This window comes from Rhizorhabdus phycosphaerae, from assembly GCF_011044255.1.
GTDB lineage: Bacteria > Pseudomonadota > Alphaproteobacteria > Sphingomonadales > Sphingomonadaceae > Rhizorhabdus > Rhizorhabdus phycosphaerae.
Genome location: NZ_CP049107.1, coordinates 2,327,278 through 2,345,994, shown reverse-complemented (window position 1 = coordinate 2,345,994; position 18,717 = coordinate 2,327,278). Strand labels below are relative to the sequence as shown.

15 protein-coding genes are annotated in these 18,717 nt (G+C 67.8%); 3 read left to right on the top strand and 12 right to left on the bottom strand.

The window, feature by feature from the left end; genetic code table 11:
- Window positions 1-106 precede the first annotated feature (106 nt).
- The 9 genes from ccoS to G6P88_RS10660 all read right to left on the bottom strand — a co-directional run bounded on the left by ccoS (window position 107) and on the right by G6P88_RS10660 (window position 8,501).
- A complete protein-coding gene (ccoS, locus tag G6P88_RS10700; RefSeq protein WP_165323142.1) occupies window positions 107-274 on the bottom strand; it encodes a cbb3-type cytochrome oxidase assembly protein CcoS in 168 nt (55 codons plus the stop codon).
- On the bottom strand, window positions 271-2,388 hold the full coding sequence (locus tag G6P88_RS10695; protein WP_165323141.1) for a heavy metal translocating P-type ATPase: 2,118 nt from the start codon (window positions 2,386-2,388) through the stop codon (window positions 271-273). Before G6P88_RS10695 ends, ccoS begins: the two co-directional genes overlap by 4 nt.
- Window positions 2,385-2,843 (bottom strand): FixH family protein, encoded by a 459-nt coding sequence (locus tag G6P88_RS10690; RefSeq protein ID WP_345719153.1) that lies wholly within the window; start codon window positions 2,841-2,843, stop codon window positions 2,385-2,387. The genes G6P88_RS10695 and G6P88_RS10690 overlap by 4 nt, the downstream gene beginning before the upstream one ends.
- Window positions 2,840-4,282, bottom strand: a complete 1,443-nt coding sequence (gene ccoG / locus G6P88_RS10685) for a cytochrome c oxidase accessory protein CcoG (RefSeq protein ID WP_165323140.1) — start codon at window positions 4,280-4,282, stop codon at window positions 2,840-2,842. Before ccoG ends, G6P88_RS10690 begins: the two co-directional genes overlap by 4 nt.
- Window positions 4,282-5,151 carry a cytochrome-c oxidase, cbb3-type subunit III gene (ccoP, locus tag G6P88_RS10680; RefSeq protein WP_165323139.1) on the bottom strand — a complete coding sequence of 290 codons (870 nt, stop codon included), beginning with the start codon at window positions 5,149-5,151 and terminating at the stop codon, window positions 4,282-4,284. The genes ccoG and ccoP overlap by 1 nt, the downstream gene beginning before the upstream one ends.
- Window positions 5,144-5,308: a cbb3-type cytochrome c oxidase subunit 3 gene (locus G6P88_RS10675; RefSeq protein WP_165323138.1), complete on the bottom strand. Its 165-nt coding sequence runs from the start codon at window positions 5,306-5,308 to the stop codon at window positions 5,144-5,146. Before G6P88_RS10675 ends, ccoP begins: the two co-directional genes overlap by 8 nt.
- Window positions 5,305-6,039: a cytochrome-c oxidase, cbb3-type subunit II gene (gene ccoO, locus G6P88_RS10670; RefSeq protein WP_165323137.1), complete on the bottom strand. Its 735-nt coding sequence runs from the start codon at window positions 6,037-6,039 to the stop codon at window positions 5,305-5,307. The genes G6P88_RS10675 and ccoO overlap by 4 nt, the downstream gene beginning before the upstream one ends.
- 11 nt (window positions 6,040-6,050) lie before the next feature.
- The gene (ccoN, locus tag G6P88_RS10665) at window positions 6,051-7,700 is read right to left on the bottom strand and encodes a cytochrome-c oxidase, cbb3-type subunit I (protein WP_165323136.1); all 1,650 of its coding nucleotides are present in this window, start codon (window positions 7,698-7,700) and stop codon (window positions 6,051-6,053) included.
- 72 nt (window positions 7,701-7,772) lie between these two features.
- On the bottom strand, window positions 7,773-8,501 hold the full coding sequence (locus G6P88_RS10660; RefSeq protein WP_425594445.1) for a Crp/Fnr family transcriptional regulator: 729 nt from the start codon (window positions 8,499-8,501) through the stop codon (window positions 7,773-7,775).
- A gap of 317 nt (window positions 8,502-8,818) precedes the next feature.
- Here G6P88_RS10660 and G6P88_RS10655 point away from each other — a divergent pair, with 317 nt between their 5' ends.
- Together G6P88_RS10655 and G6P88_RS10650 are read left to right on the top strand one after the other, a co-directional pair.
- Complete coding sequence (locus tag G6P88_RS10655) at window positions 8,819-13,297, top strand: beta strand repeat-containing protein (protein WP_165323135.1); 4,479 nt, start codon at window positions 8,819-8,821, stop codon at window positions 13,295-13,297.
- A gap of 62 nt (window positions 13,298-13,359) precedes the next feature.
- Window positions 13,360-14,208, top strand: a complete 849-nt coding sequence (locus tag G6P88_RS10650) for a sugar phosphate isomerase/epimerase family protein (protein ID WP_165323134.1) — start codon at window positions 13,360-13,362, stop codon at window positions 14,206-14,208.
- On the opposite strand, the gene G6P88_RS10645 is transcribed toward G6P88_RS10650, so the two are convergent.
- The gene (locus G6P88_RS10645; RefSeq protein WP_165323133.1) at window positions 14,194-14,970 is read right to left on the bottom strand and encodes an SDR family oxidoreductase; all 777 of its coding nucleotides are present in this window, start codon (window positions 14,968-14,970) and stop codon (window positions 14,194-14,196) included. The genes G6P88_RS10650 and G6P88_RS10645 overlap by 15 nt on opposite strands.
- A 114-nt stretch (window positions 14,971-15,084) precedes the next feature.
- Here G6P88_RS10645 and G6P88_RS10640 point away from each other — a divergent pair, with 114 nt between their 5' ends.
- Window positions 15,085-15,924: a MaoC family dehydratase gene (locus tag G6P88_RS10640; RefSeq protein WP_165323132.1), complete on the top strand. Its 840-nt coding sequence runs from the start codon at window positions 15,085-15,087 to the stop codon at window positions 15,922-15,924.
- Between the two features lie 12 nt (window positions 15,925-15,936).
- Here the strand turns inward: G6P88_RS10640 and G6P88_RS10635 are convergent, their stop codons facing one another.
- The gene (locus G6P88_RS10635) at window positions 15,937-18,252 is read right to left on the bottom strand and encodes a xanthine dehydrogenase family protein molybdopterin-binding subunit (RefSeq protein WP_165323131.1); all 2,316 of its coding nucleotides are present in this window, start codon (window positions 18,250-18,252) and stop codon (window positions 15,937-15,939) included.
- Window positions 18,249-18,713 carry a (2Fe-2S)-binding protein gene (locus G6P88_RS10630; RefSeq protein ID WP_165323130.1) on the bottom strand — a complete coding sequence of 155 codons (465 nt, stop codon included), beginning with the start codon at window positions 18,711-18,713 and terminating at the stop codon, window positions 18,249-18,251. Before G6P88_RS10630 ends, G6P88_RS10635 begins: the two co-directional genes overlap by 4 nt.
- Between the last annotated feature and the right edge of the window lie 4 nt (window positions 18,714-18,717).

Below are 18,717 nucleotides of genomic sequence, written 5' to 3'. Positions count from 1 at the left end.
ATTGCGGAAAACCAGCTCGCCCTAGGCGGGGTTGATGACAGTTCCGTGACATTTGTGACGTGTTGGTGACGAAATGGTGACATCCACCACTCGCGCCCGGCGGGCGTCACGCATCGGGCCGATCCGGTCCGACGGGCCCTTCGTCGAGGAGGATGCGGATGGCAGCGCCCTCGGGGTCGTCGAATTGTCCGGCGCGCAGGGCCCAATGAAAGCCAAACAGGCCGGCGAGACCCAGGCCCAGCGCAATCGGGATGAGGAAGGCTATGCCGTTCACGCCGCGATCCTCCGCAGCCGCAGCGCGTTGGCCACGACGATGATCGACGAGGTGGACATGGCGATCGCCGCCACCAGCGGGGTGACGAGTCCCGCCAGCGCCAGCGGCACCGCCAGAAGATTATAGCCGATTGCCAGGACGAAATTCTGCCGCACGACGCGCATCGTTCGGCGGGCGGCGTCGACGGCGATCGGCACCGGCGCCAGCGAATCGCCGAGGAATACCAGATCGGCTGCCGTCTGTCCGACGTCGCTGGCCGAGGCCGGCGCCATCGATACATGGCCGGCGGCGAGCGCGGGGCCGTCGTTCAGCCCGTCGCCGACCATCAGCACGCGGTGACCGATCGCCGCCTGGCGATGGATCGCATCGACCTTCTCGGTCGGAGAGAGTCCGACCGCAGCGGTCAGGCCGAGGTCCACCGCCACCGGTGCGACCGCCGCGCGCCGATCGCCCGACAGGATCGCGCATTCTAGGCCCTGTGCTTCCAGGCGACGCACGCTCGATGCCGCGTCGGGCCGGATCCGGTCGCTGAAGCTGAGCAACCGGGCATCACCGCCTTCGATCGCGAAGGCACAGGCCATGCCGTCGCCCGGTGCCGCGCAGCCAATCCAGGCGGGACTGCCCAGGCGCACCATCCTCCCGTCATGACGGGCCTCGACCCCCTTGCCCGGATATTCGACGATCCGGCCGAGATCGGCCGCCGCGACGCCCTCGCCCTCCAGCCGTCGGGCCAGTGCGATCGACAGCGGATGGCGGCTGGCGCGCGCCAGCGCGAGCGCCAGCGGGCGCTCTTCCGCTGTGAGCGACTCCTCGACGAGCTCGGGTCGGCCCAGTGTGAGTGTGCCGGTCTTGTCGAAACGGACGCTGTCGGCTTCGGCCAGCCGTTCCAGCGCGGAACCGTCCTTCACCAATATGCCACGCCGCATCATCGCGCCCGCAGCGACCACCTGCGCGACCGGAACCGCCAACCCGAGCGCGCAGGGGCAGGTGATGATCAGCACGGCGACGGCGATGAGCAATGACTGGTGCCAGCCGGCGCCCGCGATCATCCAGCCCGCGAAGCTGAGCGCCGCCAGGCAGTGGACCGCCGGGGCATAGAGGCGGGCCGCGCGGTCGGCGATGCGGACATAGCGCGACTTGCCCTGCCCGGCGGCCTCCATGAGCCGGGCCATGCCGGCGATCGCCGTGTCCGGGCCGGCCGCGGTGACGGTGATCTCGACGGGGGCGGCGAGATTGAGCGTGCCGGCAATGACGCGGTCGCCGACCGAGGCCGGAGCGGGCTCGCTTTCACCGGTGACGAGCGAAGCATCAATCCGGGTTTCGCCTTTCTCGATCCGCCCGTCGGCGCCGAAGCGCTCGCCGCTGGTGACGATCATGCGCATGCCGGGGGCAAGGTCGGCGGCGCGGACCCAGGCGCTGCTGCCGTCGGGATAGACCACGGTGCCTCCGGGCGCGGTCTGGCGCATCAGCGATGCAGCGCTGTCTCGCGCGCGATCGCGCATCGCGCTGTCGAGATAGCGCCCTGCCAGCAGAAAGAAGAGCAGCGACACGGCGCCGTCGAAATAGGCATGGGCGCCGCCGACGATCGTCTCGAACAGGCTCAGCAGCGTGGCGAGCAGCACCCCGATCGAGATCGGCACATCCATGTTGGTCCGCCCACGCCGCAGCGCCGCCCAGGCCGACTTGAAGAAGGGGCGCCCGGAATAGGCCACGGTGGGCATGGCGATCAGCGCCGACAGCCAGTGAAACAGCGCGCGGGTCGAGCCTTCCGCCCCCGACCAGATCGACACCGACAGCAGCATCACGTTCATGGCGGCGAAGCCGGCGACGGCCAGCGCCTTGAGCAATTCGCGACTCTCGCGCGCATGGGCACGGTCCTGCTCGCCCGCTTCGACCAGCAATTCTGCCGTAAAGCCGAGATCGCCGATCGCGCGGCGCAGCACGGCGTCGTCGAGCGAGCCGTCATGGTCGACCGCAACCCGCTTCGCCGTGAAATTCACCCGCGCGGAGACGACACCCGGCAGGTGGGACAGGCCGTCCTCGATCTTGGCGATACATCCGGCGCAGCGGATGCCGGGCAGGACGAACTCGGCGTGGGAAAGCAGCGCAGTCATGCGGGCACCTCGTCGACGAAGCGGGCAGCGTCTTTGCCGTTGCGGATTTCGATGCGCAGCCGCCAGCGACCGGCCGGCAGGCTTTGCGTGGAGCGATACTGTCCGTGACCCAGGCTCTCGAAGCGCAGCGGCCGATCGTGATCGCGACCCAGCGGGTGCTGCGCTATGGCCGTCACGGTCGCCCCTGCAATCGGGCCGTCGGTCCCGCGCAGCAGGACGTCGGCGCGATCACCGCTGCGGTCCGCGCTGATCGTCCAGCCGAGTTTGCGTTCCGCCGCCGCTTCGTCGAGCCAGCGGTTGAAATGCTGGCTCGCGACATAGCTGTTGTCGACGACCGTGCCGCCGAAGGTGCGCGAGGCGACGGTCGCCATCGTCACATTGACCGCGATCACGACGGTGAAGAAGCCGACCATGGATGCCGCCATGTGGCGGCCTGTGAACCCGTTCCGCATCATTCCTCCGGTCCTTCGAAACGACTTTCGACACGATCCTTCGCCCCGGCGTCGTCGGCCGCCATGACGGTGAAGCCGATCGGCACGCTGGCCTCGGTCTGGGCCGGACCGCGCAGATAGATGCGGCGCTGTTCGACGCTGTCGGCCGGGACGGTGAAGCGCAGCCGCTGTGCGGCGCTCGCTTCGGCGTCGGTCGAATCCCATATGCTGGCGCCGTCGATCCCGTCGAGGGTGAGCCACACGGTGCGCGGACGTGATTCCATGTTGCGCAGCTTGATCGTGTACGCGTTGCGAATATCGCCGTCGGACATGCGGACCCACAGGGGGTTGCGGTCATGGCCGACGGTCAGGTCGAGCCGTGTGCGATTGCCCAGCGCGAACATCATGGCGAGACCGACCAGCGCCCACAATCCGACGTAGAATAGCGTACGCGGCCGGGTCAGCGTCCGCGCGATCGGCACCGGGGGAGCGCCGGCGGACTCCGCCTGGCAGCCTTCCAGCGTTGCATAATCGATCAGGCCCCGCGGGCGGCCGACCTTCTCCATCATCTCGTCGCAGGCGTCGACGCACAGCGCGCAGGTGATGCAGGCGAGTTGCGGCCCTTCGCGAATGTCGATGCCCGTGGGGCAGACCTGCACGCAAGCCTTGCAGTCGATGCAGTCGCCGGCTCCGTCGCTGCGCTTGATCCCGTGCGACCGCGGCTCGCCGCGCCAATCCTTATAGGTAACGATCAGCGAGCGTTCGTCGAGCATCGCGCCCTGGATTCGCGGCCAGGGGCACATATAGATGCAGACCTGCTCGCGCATGAGCCCGCCGAAGACATAGGTGGTCGCCGTCAGCACTCCGACCGTTGCATAGGCGACGGTCGGGGCCTCCCCGTGAAGAAAGGCGTGCAGCAGGGCCGGGGCGTCGGCAAAGTAGAAGATCCAGGCGCCCCCGGTCAGCAGCCCGACCGTGAGCCAGGCGCCGTGCTTGACGAACCGCCGTGCGAATTTAGCCGGGCTCCATGGAGCGTTCTTCAGCCGCAGCTGCGCGTTGCGGTCCCCGTCGATGAAGCGCTCGATGTGCAGGAACAGGTCGGTCCACACCGTCTGCGGACAGGCATAGCCGCACCAGGCGCGGCCCACCGCCGAGGTGACGAGGAACAGGCCGACCCCCGCCATCACGAGCAGTCCCGCGACGAAGTAGAATTCGTGCGGCCAGATCTCGATGCCGAAAAAGTAGAAGCGGCGATGGGCGAGGTCGACGAGCACCGCCTGGTCGGGCGCATAGCGGCCCCGGTCCCAGCGCAGCCAGGGCGTGACATAATAGACCGCCAGCGTCGCGGCCATGACATACCATTTGAGCCGGCGATAGAAGCCGTCGACCGCGCGCGGAAAGATGTCGGCGCGGCGGGCGTAGAGCCCGCCGTCCTTGCCGGTCCTGTCCGCGTGACCGGACATTATTCGCCGCCACCCAGCGAGTGGACATAGGCGGTGAGCATGTTGATCGTCGCCGGGTCCAGCTTCTCGCCCCAGGCCGGCATGACCCCGTAGCGGGCATTGGTAATGGTGGTCGTCAGGGCCTCGCGGTCGCCGCCATAGAGCCAGATGGCATCGGTCAGGTTCGGCGCGCCGAACTCGCGATTGCCCTTCGCGTCGTTGCCATGGCAGGCGGCACAATTGGCGGCGAACAGCGCTGCGCCGCGCCGGGCAGCGGCGCTTCCGCCCTCCTGCCGCGACACCAGTCGAACGTAAGAGACCACGTCCTGGATCTCGGCAGGCTTCAGGATGCCGTCGCGTCCGAAGGCGGGCATCTGCGACATGCGGGTCGTGCTGCTGTCGGGCTGGCGGATGCCGTGGAGGATGGTCTGGTGGATCGCGGCGCGGTCGCCGCCCCACAGCCAGTCGTCGTCATTGAGGTTGGGATAGCCCTTGCTGCCGGCCGCACCGGCGCCGTGGCAGGGCGCGCAGTTCACCTTGAACGCGGCGCGCCCACCCGCGACGGCCGCCTGCATCAGCGGGCCATGCGGGTCGAGCGTCGCGATGTCGGCCTTGGCGATGGCCGTCCGCGTCGTTGCATTGGCCGCATCCGCCGCGCGCATCTCCTGCCCCAGCTGGCTGCGGCTGGACCAGCCCAGCAGCCCGGTGGTCGCCCGGTCGAGCAGCGGAATGGCGGGATAGGCGACCGAATAGCCGATCGCGAACAGGATGGTCGCGTAGAAGGTCCACAGCCACCAGCGGGGCAGCGCCGTGTCGAGTTCCTCGATGCCGTCCCACTCATGGCCTTTGGTTTCGATCCCGGTCGCTTCGTCGATCTTCTTCTCAGTCATCGCACGGGCTTTCGTCACGAAGAGGAATGAGGCTCGCGTCGCGATGGGCCGCTTGCGCCGAGGGGCGCAGCGCCCGCCAGGTCGCGAGCAGGAATGTGGTGGTCAGGAAGAGCAGGCCCCAGCTGTCGGCGGCGTGGCGCAGCGTTTCGTAGCTCATCGCGCCTGCTCCATCGGTTCGGCGGCGCGGGTGTCGACCAGCGTGCCGAGCATCTGCAGATAGGCCACCAGCGCATCCATCTCGGTCACGCGCTTCGGGTCGCCGTCGAAGTCGCGCGCCTGCGCCTTGGGATAGCGCGTCTTGAGCAGGCTGCTGTCGGCATCGGGGCTGGCCTGGGCGAGCGCATCCTCGACCGCCTTGTCGATATCTTCCTTGCTATAGGGCACGCCGACCTTGCGCAGCGCCGCGAGATGCCCGTCGAGATGTTTCACGTCGAGGTCGCGTTCGCGCAGGAAGGCGTAGCCCGGCATGATGGACTCGGGCACGACCGAGCGCGGATCGACCAGATGCTGGACGTGCCATTCGTCCGAATAGCGTCCGCCGACGCGGGCAAGGTCGGGACCCGTCCGCTTCGATCCCCACTGGAACGGATGGTCGTACATGCTCTCGGCGGCGAGGCTGTAATGGCCATAGCGTTCGACCTCGTCCCGGAACGGGCGGATCATCTGGCTGTGGCAGTTGTAGCAGCCCTCGCGGATGTAGATGTTCCGGCCGGCCAGTTCGAGCGGGGTGTAGGGTCGCACGCCCTTCACCTTCTCGACGGTCGAGTCGATCCAGAAGAGCGGTGCGATCTCGATGATGCCGCCGATCGAGACGGTGATCAGCGCGAGGATCAGCAGCAGCGTGACGTTGCGCTCGATCCTGCCATGGTCGAGGAATTTGCTTGCCATGGGACGGTCCTTCAGGCGGCGACCGGCTGGAGCGGCTTGTCCAGCGCGGGGTCATAGGGGGCGTCGGCGAGGGGCGCTTCGTCGCGCAGCCTGCCGCGGATCGTCTGGACGATGTTCCAGACCATGAAGAGCGCGCCGAGCAGATAGAGGGCGCCGCCTGCGGCCCGGATCAGATAATAGGGCTTCATCGCGGCGACGACGTCGGAGAAGCCGTAGACCAGATAGCCGTCGGCCCCATATTCGCGCCACATCAGGCCCTGCATGATCCCGGCGACCCACATCGACGAGGCGTAGAGCACGATGCCGATCGTGGCCGACCAGAAGTGCCAGTTGATCATGCGCAGCGAATAGAGCCGGCTGCGGCCCCACAGGCGCGGCGTCATGAAATAGACTGCGGCGAAGCTGATCATGCCGACCCAGCCGAGCGCACCCGAATGGACGTGGCCGATGGTCCAGTCGGTATAGTGCGACAGGCTGTTGACCGCCTTGATGCTCATCAGCGGACCTTCGAAGGTCGACATGCCGTAGAAGGCGAGCGCCAGCACCATCATGCGGATGATCGGATCGGTGCGGACCTTGTCCCAGGCGCCCGACAGGGTCATCAGCCCGTTGATCATGCCGCCCCAGCTGGGCATCCACAGCATTACCGAGAAAACCATGCCCAGCGTCTGCGCCCAGTCGGGCAGCGCGGTGTAGTGGAGGTGGTGCGGGCCGGCCCAGATGTAGAGGAAGATCAGCGACCAGAAGTGTACGATCGACAGCCGGTAGCTGTAGACCGGCCGCTCGGCCTGCTTCGGCACGAAATAATACATCATGCCGAGGAAGCCGGCGGTCAGGAAGAAGCCGACGGCGTTGTGGCCGTACCACCATTGGGTCAGCGCGTCCTGGACGCCCGCGAAGGCGGAATAGCTCTTCGAGCCGAAGATCGACACCGGCATCGACAGGTTGTTGACCAGGTGCAGCATCGCCACGGTGACGATGAAGGCCAGGTAGAACCAGTTGGCGACGTAGATATGCGGTTCGGCGCGGCGAACGATCGTGCCAAGGAAGACCGCGAGATAGCTGACCCAGACGATCGTCAGCCAGATGTCGACATACCATTCGGGCTCGGCATATTCGCGGCCCTCGGTGATGCCGAGCAGATAGCCGGTCGCCGCCAGGACGATGAACAGCTGATAGCCCCAGAAGACGAAGCGGGCGAGGGCGGGGAAGGCGAGCCGCGCGCGACAGGTCCGCTGCACCACCCAGAAGCTGGTCGCGATCAGCGCGTTACCGCCGAAGGCAAAGATGACGGCGGAGGTGTGCAGCGGGCGCAGCCGGCCGAAGCTGGTATATTCGAGGCCCAGGTTGAGCATCGGAAAGGCCAGTTGCAGCGCGATGTAGAGGCCGACGGCGAAACCCGCGATGCCCCAGAAGAGCGTCGCGATCGTGCCCCAGCGGATCACATCGTCATAATAGCCAGTCTCGACGGGGGCCGGCTTGCGGCCCGCCAGCACCTCGAAATCGGTGCGCGACAGCGTGATCCACAGTGTCGTCAGCGCGGCCAGGGCGACGATGCCCATCTGCACGGCGAAGGCGGAATCCTCGGCCTCGGCGGCCGCGATGATGGCGAGCAGAAGGGCGAACAGCCACCCTCCGCTCCGGAACAGCAGAGCGATCATATAGGTCCTCTTGAGCGATCCTGGCCTCCATCGACCCGGCGCGGCGCCGGGTCGTTGACGGAGATCAACTGGTCAGCCGGCGGCGATGCGCTCGAGCTTTTCGGGGTGGGCGATCGACAGCAGGCGGGGCCCAGGCAGGCTGATGATGCCCGACTGCTTGAGCTTGGTCAGCGAACGGCTGACGGTTTCGATGGTGAGCCCCAGCACGTCCGCCATCTGCTGGCGCGATAGCGGCAGAACCAGATCGCGCCCGCCACCCATGCGTTCGGCCATCTCCAGGATCAGGCTGGCGACGCGTTCGCAGGCGGACTTGCGGCCGAGCAGCAGCATCCAGTGCCGCGCCCGGTCGAGTTCGGTCAGGGTGCGTTGGAGCAGGGCATGGCCGACCGCCTCATGCTCGCGCGCGAAGCGGTCGAACGCGCCGCGACCGAACACGCACAGCGAGGCGTCCGTCAGCGCGGTGACGCTGTGCTGGCTGTCCTTGCCGAAGGGCCGACCGATGAAATCCGACGGATAGACGATGCCGACAATCTGCTCGCGACCGTCGCCGGTGACGGTGGACAGCTTCAGCATGCCAGACAGGACATTGCCGACGACGACGGATTCGTCGCCTTCCCAGACCAGTGTCTGCCCCGCATTCAGCCGCATCTTCCGGCCCAGCCGCCCCAAGGCGGACAGTCCGGCGCTGTCGAGCGAGCAACAGATCGCCGTCCTGCGGATTTCGCAGCTCTCGCAACTGTCGGGCATGGTCCGGTCGAATCGCTCGCCGGGCAGCGCCGTCAGCTGGACATCGTTGTACATCGCACCCCTCTTTCGTTCGATGGTGCGGAACTTGGCGCTGCCGGGCCAGCGTCGATATACGCAAAGATACCAAGAACGCGTCTCCCGGAAATCGTGCGCCCTACCGGTTCCGTAACGAAAATCCTTCGAAAACCGCCTATTAGCCACATGACAAGCGGCTGAGGTGGGAGTAATGCCGCTGCGGGGGCGCTTCCGGTTTGGGGACCGGACGGGGAGAGTATTCGTGTCTGTGATTGTCTTGCGCCGCGCCTCCGCCGCGGAACCCGCTCGTGCGGACCTCGCATGCCACCTCCGCTCCAGCCGGGGAGCGACCGCACATGGTTGACCGCCTCGATCCCATCGATCCGTTCGCGCGTCACAACCGCGATGGCCGCACCCATGCGAGGACGCTCACCTCGGTTCTGGCGGTAGCGACGATCCTTGCCCTGCCGGCGCGCGAAACGCTGGCGGCCAACGGCGCCTTTGCGGGCACCCATGACAATCCGAGCGGCGTATTCTTCTCGCAAAGCGAGAATGTGGACATCATCACGGTCGACGTTCCTACGGCGATCATCAATTGGCAGCCGACCGACACCATGGCCGGCGGCGGCGCGATCGACTTTCTACCGAGCGGCACGACTGCCTATTTCCGGAACAGCACGGCGAACCAGCAGGGCTACACCGTCCTCAACCGAATCCTGCCTGCGGGTGACGCGGTCGGACGCGGCATTGCCCTGAACGGCGCCATAATCGCCCAGTTGCAGGATGCCGGCGGGGGCGTGACGAGTAATGGAGGCCGGCTGTGGTTCTACAGCCCGGGCGGGATATTGGTCGGGGGAAGCGCGACCTTCGACGTCGGCGGACTGCTGCTGACCACCGCCGATCCGATGAACTCGCTGTCGAACGATCCCAACCAGACGATTTCGATGGCCAATGGCGACCCGACGGCGGGCGTCGTCGTCCAGTCGGGCGCGCAGATCAATGCGCTGGCGACCGAGCGGGTGTCGGGTGGGGCGACCGCGGGCTCCTATGTCGCTCTCGTGTCGTCCACCGTAAGGCAGAGCGGTACGGTGACGGTCAACGGCGCGGCTGCCTATGTCGCGGGCGAAGAGGTCAACCTGACCATCAACGATGGCCTGTTCGACATCCAGATCCCCGTCGGTTCGGACAGCCCGGTCGAGCATCAGGGGTCGACCCTCTGGCAGAATGCCAATACGGCCGAGATCGAGCGGAGAATCTATCTCGTCTCGATGCCCAAGAACACGGCCCTGACGATGGCGCTCAATCCCGGCACGCTCGGGTTCGACGAGGCGGTGTCGGCAGCGCGCGCCGAAGACGGAACGATCGTGCTGGGCGCCGGCCAGATCGTCGTCAGCGGCGAAATGACCGGGACGACGACATCGCTCGATGCCAGCGTCCATATCAATGGCGGCAATTTCGCGGGACGCGTGCTGGCAACCGCGACGCGCGACGCCTGGGCAGCCTCGCTGAGCGATACGGCCCAGTTCGCCGGCGACGTCGAACTGCGCGGGGGCAACAGCGCACATATTGGCGCCCGCCAAAATGGGGTTACGATGAATGTCGGCGGCAACGTGCTCGTCGATGCGAGCAAGAGCGCCGACGACAGCCTGTCGCCGATCGCGGGTGGCGAGGCACTCCTCTATGCCGACAATGGCGGCATTCTCCAGATCGGCGGCGGCGCGGATGTGCGCGCCGAGGCGAACGGCGTTTATTTCGACGGCGAAGGCTTCAATTCCGCGAATGCGACAGGCGGCAGCGCCACCATCAGCGCAAATGGCGGAACGGTGTCGATCGGCGAAACGGTGAATGTCGCCGCTGGTGCCAACGCCTTCGGTTTCATGGACGCACCAACCGTCGGCAACTCGACCGGCGGCTCCGCCAACATCTTCGTGTCGGGCGGCGGCGCGCTGACGATCGACGGGACGCTCGATGTGGATGCCTCGGCATCGGCGCTCACGGGCACCTCGGTCGGTGCCTCGGCCACCGGCGGAACGGTCACCGTGAACGTGGCCGATACGGGCTCGTTCTCGGTCAACGGACAGACCGAGGGCCCAACGCTCCGGCTTAGCGCGACCGCCTATGGCGGCGATAACACCAGCTCCGGGTCAGGCGGGCTCGCGACCGGCGGTGCCATCACGATGACCTCGGGTAGCAGCGGCTCTGTCTTCATCAATGGCAGCGTCTTTGCCGATGTTTACGCCGAGGGCGGCAGCGCCGAAACAGGCGAAGGCGGCAATGCCGTCGGCGGCAGCGTTCTTCTCGGCACCACGCCCGGCGGCACGTCGATGCAGATGGGCAGTGTATTCATGAGCGCCGACGCCGGTGGTGGCTATGGCGATCTTGCGGGGGGAGATGCCGTTGCCGGAACCGCGGAGCTTACGTCGCTTGGAGCGGGCTCGGTCGTTGGCATGGGCGCGCTTGAAATAAGTTCGGATGGGCGGGGCGGCGGTGCCTTTTCGGGCAGCGGTGGTGCCGGAACGGGCGGCCTGGCTTGGATACATGCCGTTTCGGGCGGCCAGATCACGACCAGTTCCAATGCCATATTGACCGCCAATGGCGATGGCGGCGATGGAGCCTCTGGCGGTATCGGCCGTGGTGGTCTGCCGCCGGGCCTCGACTCGGGCGATCTCGACCCGTTTCGAGGCGCTGCGGCGACCGCGGTCTCGGGCAGCCTGTCGATTGACGGTCAACTGGCGCTCAGTGCCAACGGTGAAGGCGGCGCGGCGACCGGCGGTCCCTTCGGTCCGTCCCGAGGCGGGGACGGCTTCGGCGGCTATGCGGAGGTGGTGGCTCTGCCAGCCTCGAATGAATCGACTCCCGGCCCGTCGACGATCACTGCGGCCGCGCTGATCGTCAGCGCATCCGGAACAGGCGGAAGCGGAGAATCTGCGTTCGGCCCTGGTCTCGACGGCGGCGTGGCAGGTGGTAACGGGCAGGGCGGTAGCATCCGGGTCGTCGCAACCGCAGGCGTCGGGAATATTGCCTTTACCAGCAGCTTCCTGTCGGCGACCGGGATGGGCGGCGCCGGTGCCGACAGCGGCGAAGGCGAACCGCTGTCGCCGGAGCCCCCAAGCGCAGGCGCGGGCGGCGACGGGGCCGGTGGCTTCGTCCAGGTCGGTTCGATCAGCGGCGCGGTCACGACCGCGACCGACGGCGAAGCCGCGCTTGGCCAATTGACGGTCTATACGACCGGCACGGGTGGCGATGGTGGCCGCGGCAGCACGGGTGGCTTCGAAAGCAATGGGGGCAATGGCGGCGCCGGCGGCAGCGGGCAGGGCGGCGACATCGCGCTCACCGGCTATGGCGGCCAGGTCAGTGCTGGAACCACGATGCTCTACGCATCGGGCGAAGCGGGCGAGGGCGGCGCGGGTGGAGAAGCCCCCACGGGTCAGCCGGGCTTGGCTGGAGCGGTTGGGAACGGCACGGGCGGCAACGTCGCCGTCGTCGTTTCACCGCGTTTCGACGTGCCGACGCAGCTCGGATCGCTGACGCTTTCCAGCCTGATGATCGATGCCTCCGGTTCGCGCGGTAACGCGGCTGCAGGCGGCACCACGACCGCTGGATCGTTCACGATCAGCAACGCCAGCGCGAGCAGCGCCGGTGGCTCGCTGACGGTGTCGGGCACGACCGATATAACAGCGCTAGGCGACGTCGCGTCGTCCGTTCGGAACGAGGTTTCCGCCGGCAACGGCACCGTGCGGTTCGAGGGTTCGTTCACGGCCAATGTGACCGGGCCGGTCGATTTCTTCCTCGATCCAGGCGGCACCCTGCAATTCGCAGCATCCTGCACCGTTAACGGCCAGACCTGCGCACCGCCGGTCCCGCGCAATCCGGAGCCGCCGGCCTTCGAAACCTCGGAGCTGCCGCCGGGAACCAGTGGGGCCAACTATTCCGCGAGCATTGGTGCGTCCGGGGGAACTCCGCCCTACAGCTTCTCCGTCACCGACGGCACCCTTCCCCCGGGCCTCACGCTCGCGCCTGACGGCTCGATCAGCGGAACCCCGACGGCGGCCGGCACCTACAGTTTCCAGGTGACTGTCTCCGATGCGAACGCGCAGCAACAGTCGATGGGTTTCTCAATCGGCGTAAACGGCGCGGTGTCGCCGCCACCCCCACCCCCGCCGCCGCCGGTCTCACCGCCGCCGCCCCCGCCGGTATCGCCTCCGCCACCGCCGGAGGTGCCCCCGCCGCCACCGCCTGTCTCGCCGCCTCCTCCGCCCGAGGTTCCGCCGCCGCCGCCGCCGGTGTCTCCGCCTCCACCTCCGGAAGTTCCGCCACCGCCTCCTCCGCCGGTGTCGCCCCCGCCGCCGCCGGAGGTTCCGCCTCCGCCGCCGCCGGTCTCTCCACCACCACCTCCGCCGGTGTCGCCACCGCCTCCGGTCTCGCCGCCTCCGCCGCTGCAGCAGCCGGGCGTGGTGGAAACGGTGACGCGTGAAACGACCAACATCGTCACCAACCTGCAGGCGTCGTTGGCGGATTCGCGGATCTCGGGAAGTTCGGTCGCGAACGATGCGTCCGGCAATGGCGAGAGCTTGGCCACTGCCAGCTCGGGCACGACCGCAACCGGATCGAGCGAAAGCGGCGATGCCGCAGCCGATGACGGCGGCGACGAGGAGGCGAGCGACACGGCTGGCTCGGGCGGCTCGACACAGATGGCCGGGCCCAATGTGCTGATCGACACCAGCACGATCGGCTCGGCAGCGGTCGAGATCGACACGCCGATCACGTCCAGCGGCAATGCCAGCCTATGGCCGGGTGCCGATGGCCTGACGGATAGCCTGAATGCAGATCGATGAGCCCTGCAGGCTGACGAACACCTCCGCGTGACAGGGGTGGAGCGGGCTGGCAGGAGAGAGGGATGACGCCTCGCCTGTCGCTCGCTCCGCTCTCGCTTCCCGAACTGACGCCCGACCTCTTCCTGCGGGCCGCTGCGGCAGCGGGCTTTTCGCGCGTGGCCTTGCGTCTCTTCGGCGGTGATGCGGCGAAGCCGCGCATCCTGTCGCCCGCGCTCGTCGAGAGCCCTGCGATGGTGGCCGAACTCGGCCGGATCGCGGCGGGCGAAGCTGTGGCGGTCGCCGAGATCGAGGTGCTGATGATCGGGCGAAGCAGTGATATCGCTGCCTGCGAGCCGATGCTCGCCGCCGCCGCCGGGATCGGCGTCGGGCAGCTTGTCGCCTGCGTTGTCGACGAGGATCTCGGCCGTGCCGCAGAGCGCGTGCGTGACCTGGCGTTGCTCGCCCGCAGCCACGGCATTCGCCTTGGCCTCGAATTCGCGCCGACGACGCGACTGCGCTCGCTCGACGCTGCGCTCGCGCTGATAGAGGCTACGGGAGAGGCCGATATCGGCATCGTGGTCGATGCCCTGCATCTCGCCCGGTCGGGCGGGACAGCCGCCGATGTCGCGGCGGCACCGGGGGACCGCCTGTGCCTGCTCCAGCTTTGCGACGCACCGCTGGTGGCGCCGGTCAATCCCGAAGATCGCATGCGCGAGGCGCGCGAACGGCGGCTGGTGCCGGGCGCGGGCGAGATCGATCTCGTCTCGCTGGTCGCCGCCATGCCCGCTGGCGCCAGTTTCAGTGTCGAGGTACCCGATGCCGAACGGGTCGCCCGGCTGGGCCCGGTCGGTCATGCGCGGGGGGTGCGCGAGGCAGCCGAGCGGCTGTTCGCCCAGGCTCCGCCTCGGCGGGAGCGGCTACTGGGCTGCTAGCCCACCGTCGATCAGCAATTCGGCGCCCGTTACGAACTTCGCTTCGTCCGAGCAGAGATAGACCGCCGCCCAGGCGACGTCGTCGGTGTCGCCGACGCGGCCGATCGGAACCTGCCGGGCGAGCTTTTCGATCATCGCCTGGTGGTCGGCGCCCTTGGCGAGCGTGTCGATCAGGGGCGTGTCGATGAACGTCGGGTGGATCGAATTGCAGCGGATCGCATAGCGCTGCCTGGCGCAATGGAGGGCGATCGACTTGGTGAGGTGGCGCACCGCCGCCTTGGACGAATTGTAGCTGGCGAAATTGGCCGACGCGACCATGGCTGACACGGAGGAAATGTTGAGGATCGCGCCGCTCGACCCACTGGCTGCGGTGGTCTTCGCCATCAATGACAGCAGGCTGTGACAGCCGAGGAAGACGCCATCGAGGTTGATCGCATGGCTATGGCGCCATGCGGCGAAGTCGGTGTCCTCGACCGAGCCTGGTACGCAGATGCCGGCATTGTTGACGAGGATGTGGAGGCCGCCGAGCGTGCGCTCGATCAGCGCCGTGGCTTCGGCCCAGCTGGCTTCGCTGGTGACGTCGAGCGTCGCCGCGTGGCCGCCCGCGCCCGCCGCAGCCTCGCGCGCCTTGTCGCCGTCGATGTCGGTGAACAACACTGTCGCGCCCTCGGTCGCGAAACGCCGCCCGATGCCCAGGCCGATCCCCGAACCCGCGCCCGTCACCAGCGCGATGCGTCCCGCCAGCCGTCCCGTTCCCGCCATCCCGTCCGTCTCCGATTGCCTGCGCCGCTGCTATGGCGGTTCCGGTCCCCGATCTCAATCGCTATGCCCGGTGCGTGAAGCGGCATTGGCCGGCCGCAAAGGGAGCAGGGTGCGGTGGATATAGAGAGGATTCGGGCCTGGGGGGCGGAGCCCACGACCGACGGTTACGACGCGCAACGCACCATACTTTATGCTCTCGGCATCGGACTGAGCACCGACGGCCCCGACCTCGATTTCGTCTATGAAGCGCGGCTGCGGGCCTTTCCGACGCTGGCGGTCACGCTGGGCGCCGAGAATTTCCTGCGGGGCGAACGCCATGGTGAGCTCGACTGGAGCCAGGTCCTGCACGCGGCGCAGAGTGTGGAGTGGCACCGGCCGCTGCCCCCGACCGGGCGCGTCGCTGCACGCTCCGAGGTCGAGGCGATCGTCGATCGGGGCGCGGGCCGGGGCGCGCTGATCCAGCTCGCGCGCCATCTGTCCGGTGCCGAGGACGGCCAGCCGCTCGCAACCCTCCGCTTCACCCTCTTCGCGCGGGGAGACGGCGGCGGGGGCGTCTCCTTCGGGTCAGTCGATGTGCCCGCCGAATTGCCTGCGACGCCACCCGACGACAGTCTGGCGCTTCCGACCCGCCCCGATCTCGCTTCGATCTATCGGCTGTCGGGGGACCTCAATCCGCTGCATATCGACCCCGATGCCGCGCGCCGCGCCGGCTTCGACCGGCCCATCCTGCACGGATTGTGCAGCTATGGCATTGCTGCCCGCGCTCTATCCACAGTGCTGCTCGACGGAGAATGCGAGCGCCTTGCGCGGCTGGACGTCCGCTTCTCGGCGCCGGTCTTCCCCGGGGACACACTGGTCACCGAGGTCTGGCGCATCGGCGATCGCGAGGCGCGTTTCCGGGTTCGCGCGCGCGATGTCACCGTTCTCGACAAGGGGCTGGTGCGCTGGCGCTGAACGGGTCGCCGGTCAGAGCTTCTGCACCGGCCCCGTGAGCTGGTCGCCGATCGGCAGCACGCGGATGCGGCGACCGGTGGCGGCGTGGATCGCGTTGCACAATGCCGGCGCAACCGGCGGCACGCCCGGCTCGCCGACACCGCTCGGCGGCACGTCGAACCCACCGCCCACCAGATGGACGTCGAGCTTGCGGGGCGCGGCATCGATGCGGAGAACCGGATAGTCGTCGAAGCTGCCCTGCTGGACGGCGCCCTTGGCAAAGCTGATCTCTCCGGTCAGGGCGAGGCTGAGCCCCATCATCACCGAACCCTCCATCTGGGCGCGGATGCGATCCGGGTTGATCTGCACTCCGCAATCGACCGCGATGTCGGCCTTGTGGATGGTCAGCTGCCCGTCGTTCACGGAGACCGCGAAGGCGCAGGCGGTGTAGCTGACGAAGCTGCGGTGACAGGCAATGCCATAGCCCCAGCCCTTGGGCCGCTTGTCGTTCCAGCCGACACCCTTGGCGGCGACCTCGACCACCCGGCGCAGGCGCCCGGTGTCGATCGGGTAGAGTGCCGGATCCTCGCCATAATTGGCGTCCTTGATCGATCGTGGATCGATCAGCCGGTCTGGTCCGATCAGGCGGAGCAGATAGTCCTTCGGATCCTGTCCGGCGGCCTCGGCGAGTTCGGCGGCGAAGCACTGGATGGCGAAGGCATGCGGGATGTTGGCCACCGACCGGAACCACCCGATGCGGGTGTGCGCCAGCGCCTCGCCGGTCTCGATCCGGACATTGGGAATGGCAAAGGGCATGCTGAGCAGCCCCAGGCCGGTCTCCAGCCCCTGCTCGCGGTCGATACCATCGGCGAAGATCGAGATGATCGAGGGCGACACGACGCGGTGGATCCATCCGGTCGGCATGTCGCCGTCCATCGCAGCTTCGAGCCGCTGGACCGCGACCGTATGATAATAATCGTGGCGGACGTCGTCCTCGCGGCTCCACACGATCTTGATCGGGGTGCCCTTCATCGCCCGGCTGAGCATCGCCGCCTCGACCACGAAGTCGGGTTTCGACTTGCGGCCGAAGCCGCCGCCGAGGAAGGTCTGCCGAACGACGACCCTGGCCTTGTCCAGCTTGAGCATCGCGGCCAGCGTGTCGCGTGTGCCGCTCGGGTCCTGCACGCAGGCCAGCGCCTCGCAGCTCTCGCCGTCGCAGCGGACGACTGCCGCCGGCGGCTCCATCGTCGCATGGGCGATATGGGGCAGATAATATTCGGCTACCACGCGCTTCCTGGCCTTGGCGAACGCGGCGTCGACATCGCCCTCGTTGCGGACCGGCTGGCCAGGCTTGCGTGCATTGGCGAGCGACAGATCGCGGTAGGCGCGCGAGTCATAGCTGTCGTGGGGCGAAGCCGCCCACTCGATCTTCAGCGCATCGCGCCCCTTCATCGCCGCCCAGCTGTTCTTCGCGACCACGGCGATGCCGCCGAGCGGCTGGAACAGCGGCGGCCCGGCCGGAGCCGGCAGTTCGATAATGTCGATCACGCCTGCGACCGCACGCGCCGCCGTCGCATCGAAGGAGGCGACCTTCGAACCGAGCACCGGCGGTCGCGCGACTGCCGCGAACATCATGCCCGGCATCGTCGCGTCGATGCCATAGGTGGCGGTGCCGGTGGTCATGGCGCGCCCGTCGTGGGCGAACACGCGATCCTTGCCGACCATCGTCAGCGCCGATGCATCCTTCAGCCGCACGATATCGCGCGGGGGCACGGACAGTTTCGCGGCATCCTCGGCGAGATCGGCGAAGGCAACCGAACGGCCGCTGCGCGCATGGACCACCTTATGATCGCGCGCCTCGAGTTCGCCGACCGGCACGCCCAGCCGCGTCGATGCGGCCTGGATGAGCATCATCCGCATCGCGGCACCACAGCGGCGCAGCGGCGCCAGCCAGTGGCGGATGCTGCGCGACCCATCGGTGTTCTGGTTGCCGTAGCGCGCTTCGTCGCCCTCGGCCTGACGGATCGACAGGCGGTTCCAGTCGGCACCCATCTCGTCGAGGATGATCATCGCCACGCTGCTACGGATGCCCTGGCCCATCTCCGCGCGATTGCAGATGATGGTGATGCCGCCGTCCGGCGCGAGCTGCACGAACAGGCGGGGATCGTCCTTCGCGCCGCCGGGCTGCGAATCCGCGCCATATTTCGGCTCGTCCGCTGCCGAGGCGGCACCGGGAAGCGAAAGCGCGAGGACCAGGCCGGCACTGCCGCCGAGCAGCATGCGCCGGCTGAGCTCGGGCGAGGGGGCGAAGATCTCGGCGGTGTCTTCGGGGTGGAGGAGCGCGTTCATCGGCCGGCCTCCTGCGAAGCCGCCCGCTTGATGGCGGCCCGGATACGGTCATAGGTGCCGCAGCGACAGATATTGCCCGACATGGCGCTGTCGATGTCGGCATCGGTCGGCTTCGGCGTCATCTTGAGCAGCGCTGCCGCCTGCATGATCTGCCCGGGCTGGCAATAGCCGCACTGGGCCACGCCGATCTCGCGCCAGGCCTTCTGGACCGGATGATCGCCCGTCGTGGACAGTCCCTCGATCGTCGTCACCGAAAAGCCCTCTGCCGCCGACATCGGGGTCTGGCAGGAGCGGACGGCGTTGCCGTCGAGGTGCACCGTGCAGGCGCCGCACAGGGCTTTGCCGCAGCCGAACTTCGTACCCGGGAGATTGATCTCGTCGCGGAGATACCAAAGCAGCGGCATCTCCGGATCGCCTGCATAGCGGCGCTCCTCGCCATTGACCTTCAATGTGATCGACATCTCG

Bases quoted from the DNA above. Each gene is read 5' to 3' on its own strand.
- G6P88_RS10695 (WP_165323141.1), bottom strand. From the start codon at position 2,388: ATGACTGCGCTGCTTTCCCACGCCGAGTTCGTCCTGCCCGGCATCCGC.
- G6P88_RS10690 (WP_345719153.1), bottom strand. From the start codon at position 2,843: ATGATGCGGAACGGGTTCACAGGCCGCCACATGGCGGCATCCATGGTC.
- ccoG (WP_165323140.1), bottom strand. From the start codon at position 4,282: ATGTCCGGTCACGCGGACAGGACCGGCAAGGACGGCGGGCTCTACGCC.
- ccoP (WP_165323139.1), bottom strand. From the start codon at position 5,151: ATGACTGAGAAGAAGATCGACGAAGCGACCGGGATCGAAACCAAAGGC.
- G6P88_RS10675 (WP_165323138.1), bottom strand. From the start codon at position 5,308: ATGAGCTACGAAACGCTGCGCCACGCCGCCGACAGCTGGGGCCTGCTC.
- ccoO (WP_165323137.1), bottom strand. From the start codon at position 6,039: ATGGCAAGCAAATTCCTCGACCATGGCAGGATCGAGCGCAACGTCACG.
- ccoN (WP_165323136.1), bottom strand. From the start codon at position 7,700: ATGATCGCTCTGCTGTTCCGGAGCGGAGGGTGGCTGTTCGCCCTTCTG.
- G6P88_RS10660 (WP_425594445.1), bottom strand. From the start codon at position 8,501: ATGTACAACGATGTCCAGCTGACGGCGCTGCCCGGCGAGCGATTCGAC.
- G6P88_RS10655 (WP_165323135.1), top strand. From the start codon at position 8,819: ATGGTTGACCGCCTCGATCCCATCGATCCGTTCGCGCGTCACAACCGC.
- G6P88_RS10650 (WP_165323134.1), top strand. From the start codon at position 13,360: ATGACGCCTCGCCTGTCGCTCGCTCCGCTCTCGCTTCCCGAACTGACG.
- G6P88_RS10645 (WP_165323133.1), bottom strand. From the start codon at position 14,970: ATGGCGGGAACGGGACGGCTGGCGGGACGCATCGCGCTGGTGACGGGC.
- G6P88_RS10635 (WP_165323131.1), bottom strand. From the start codon at position 18,252: ATGAACGCGCTCCTCCACCCCGAAGACACCGCCGAGATCTTCGCCCCC.
- G6P88_RS10630 (WP_165323130.1), bottom strand. From the start codon at position 18,713: ATGTCGATCACATTGAAGGTCAATGGCGAGGAGCGCCGCTATGCAGGC.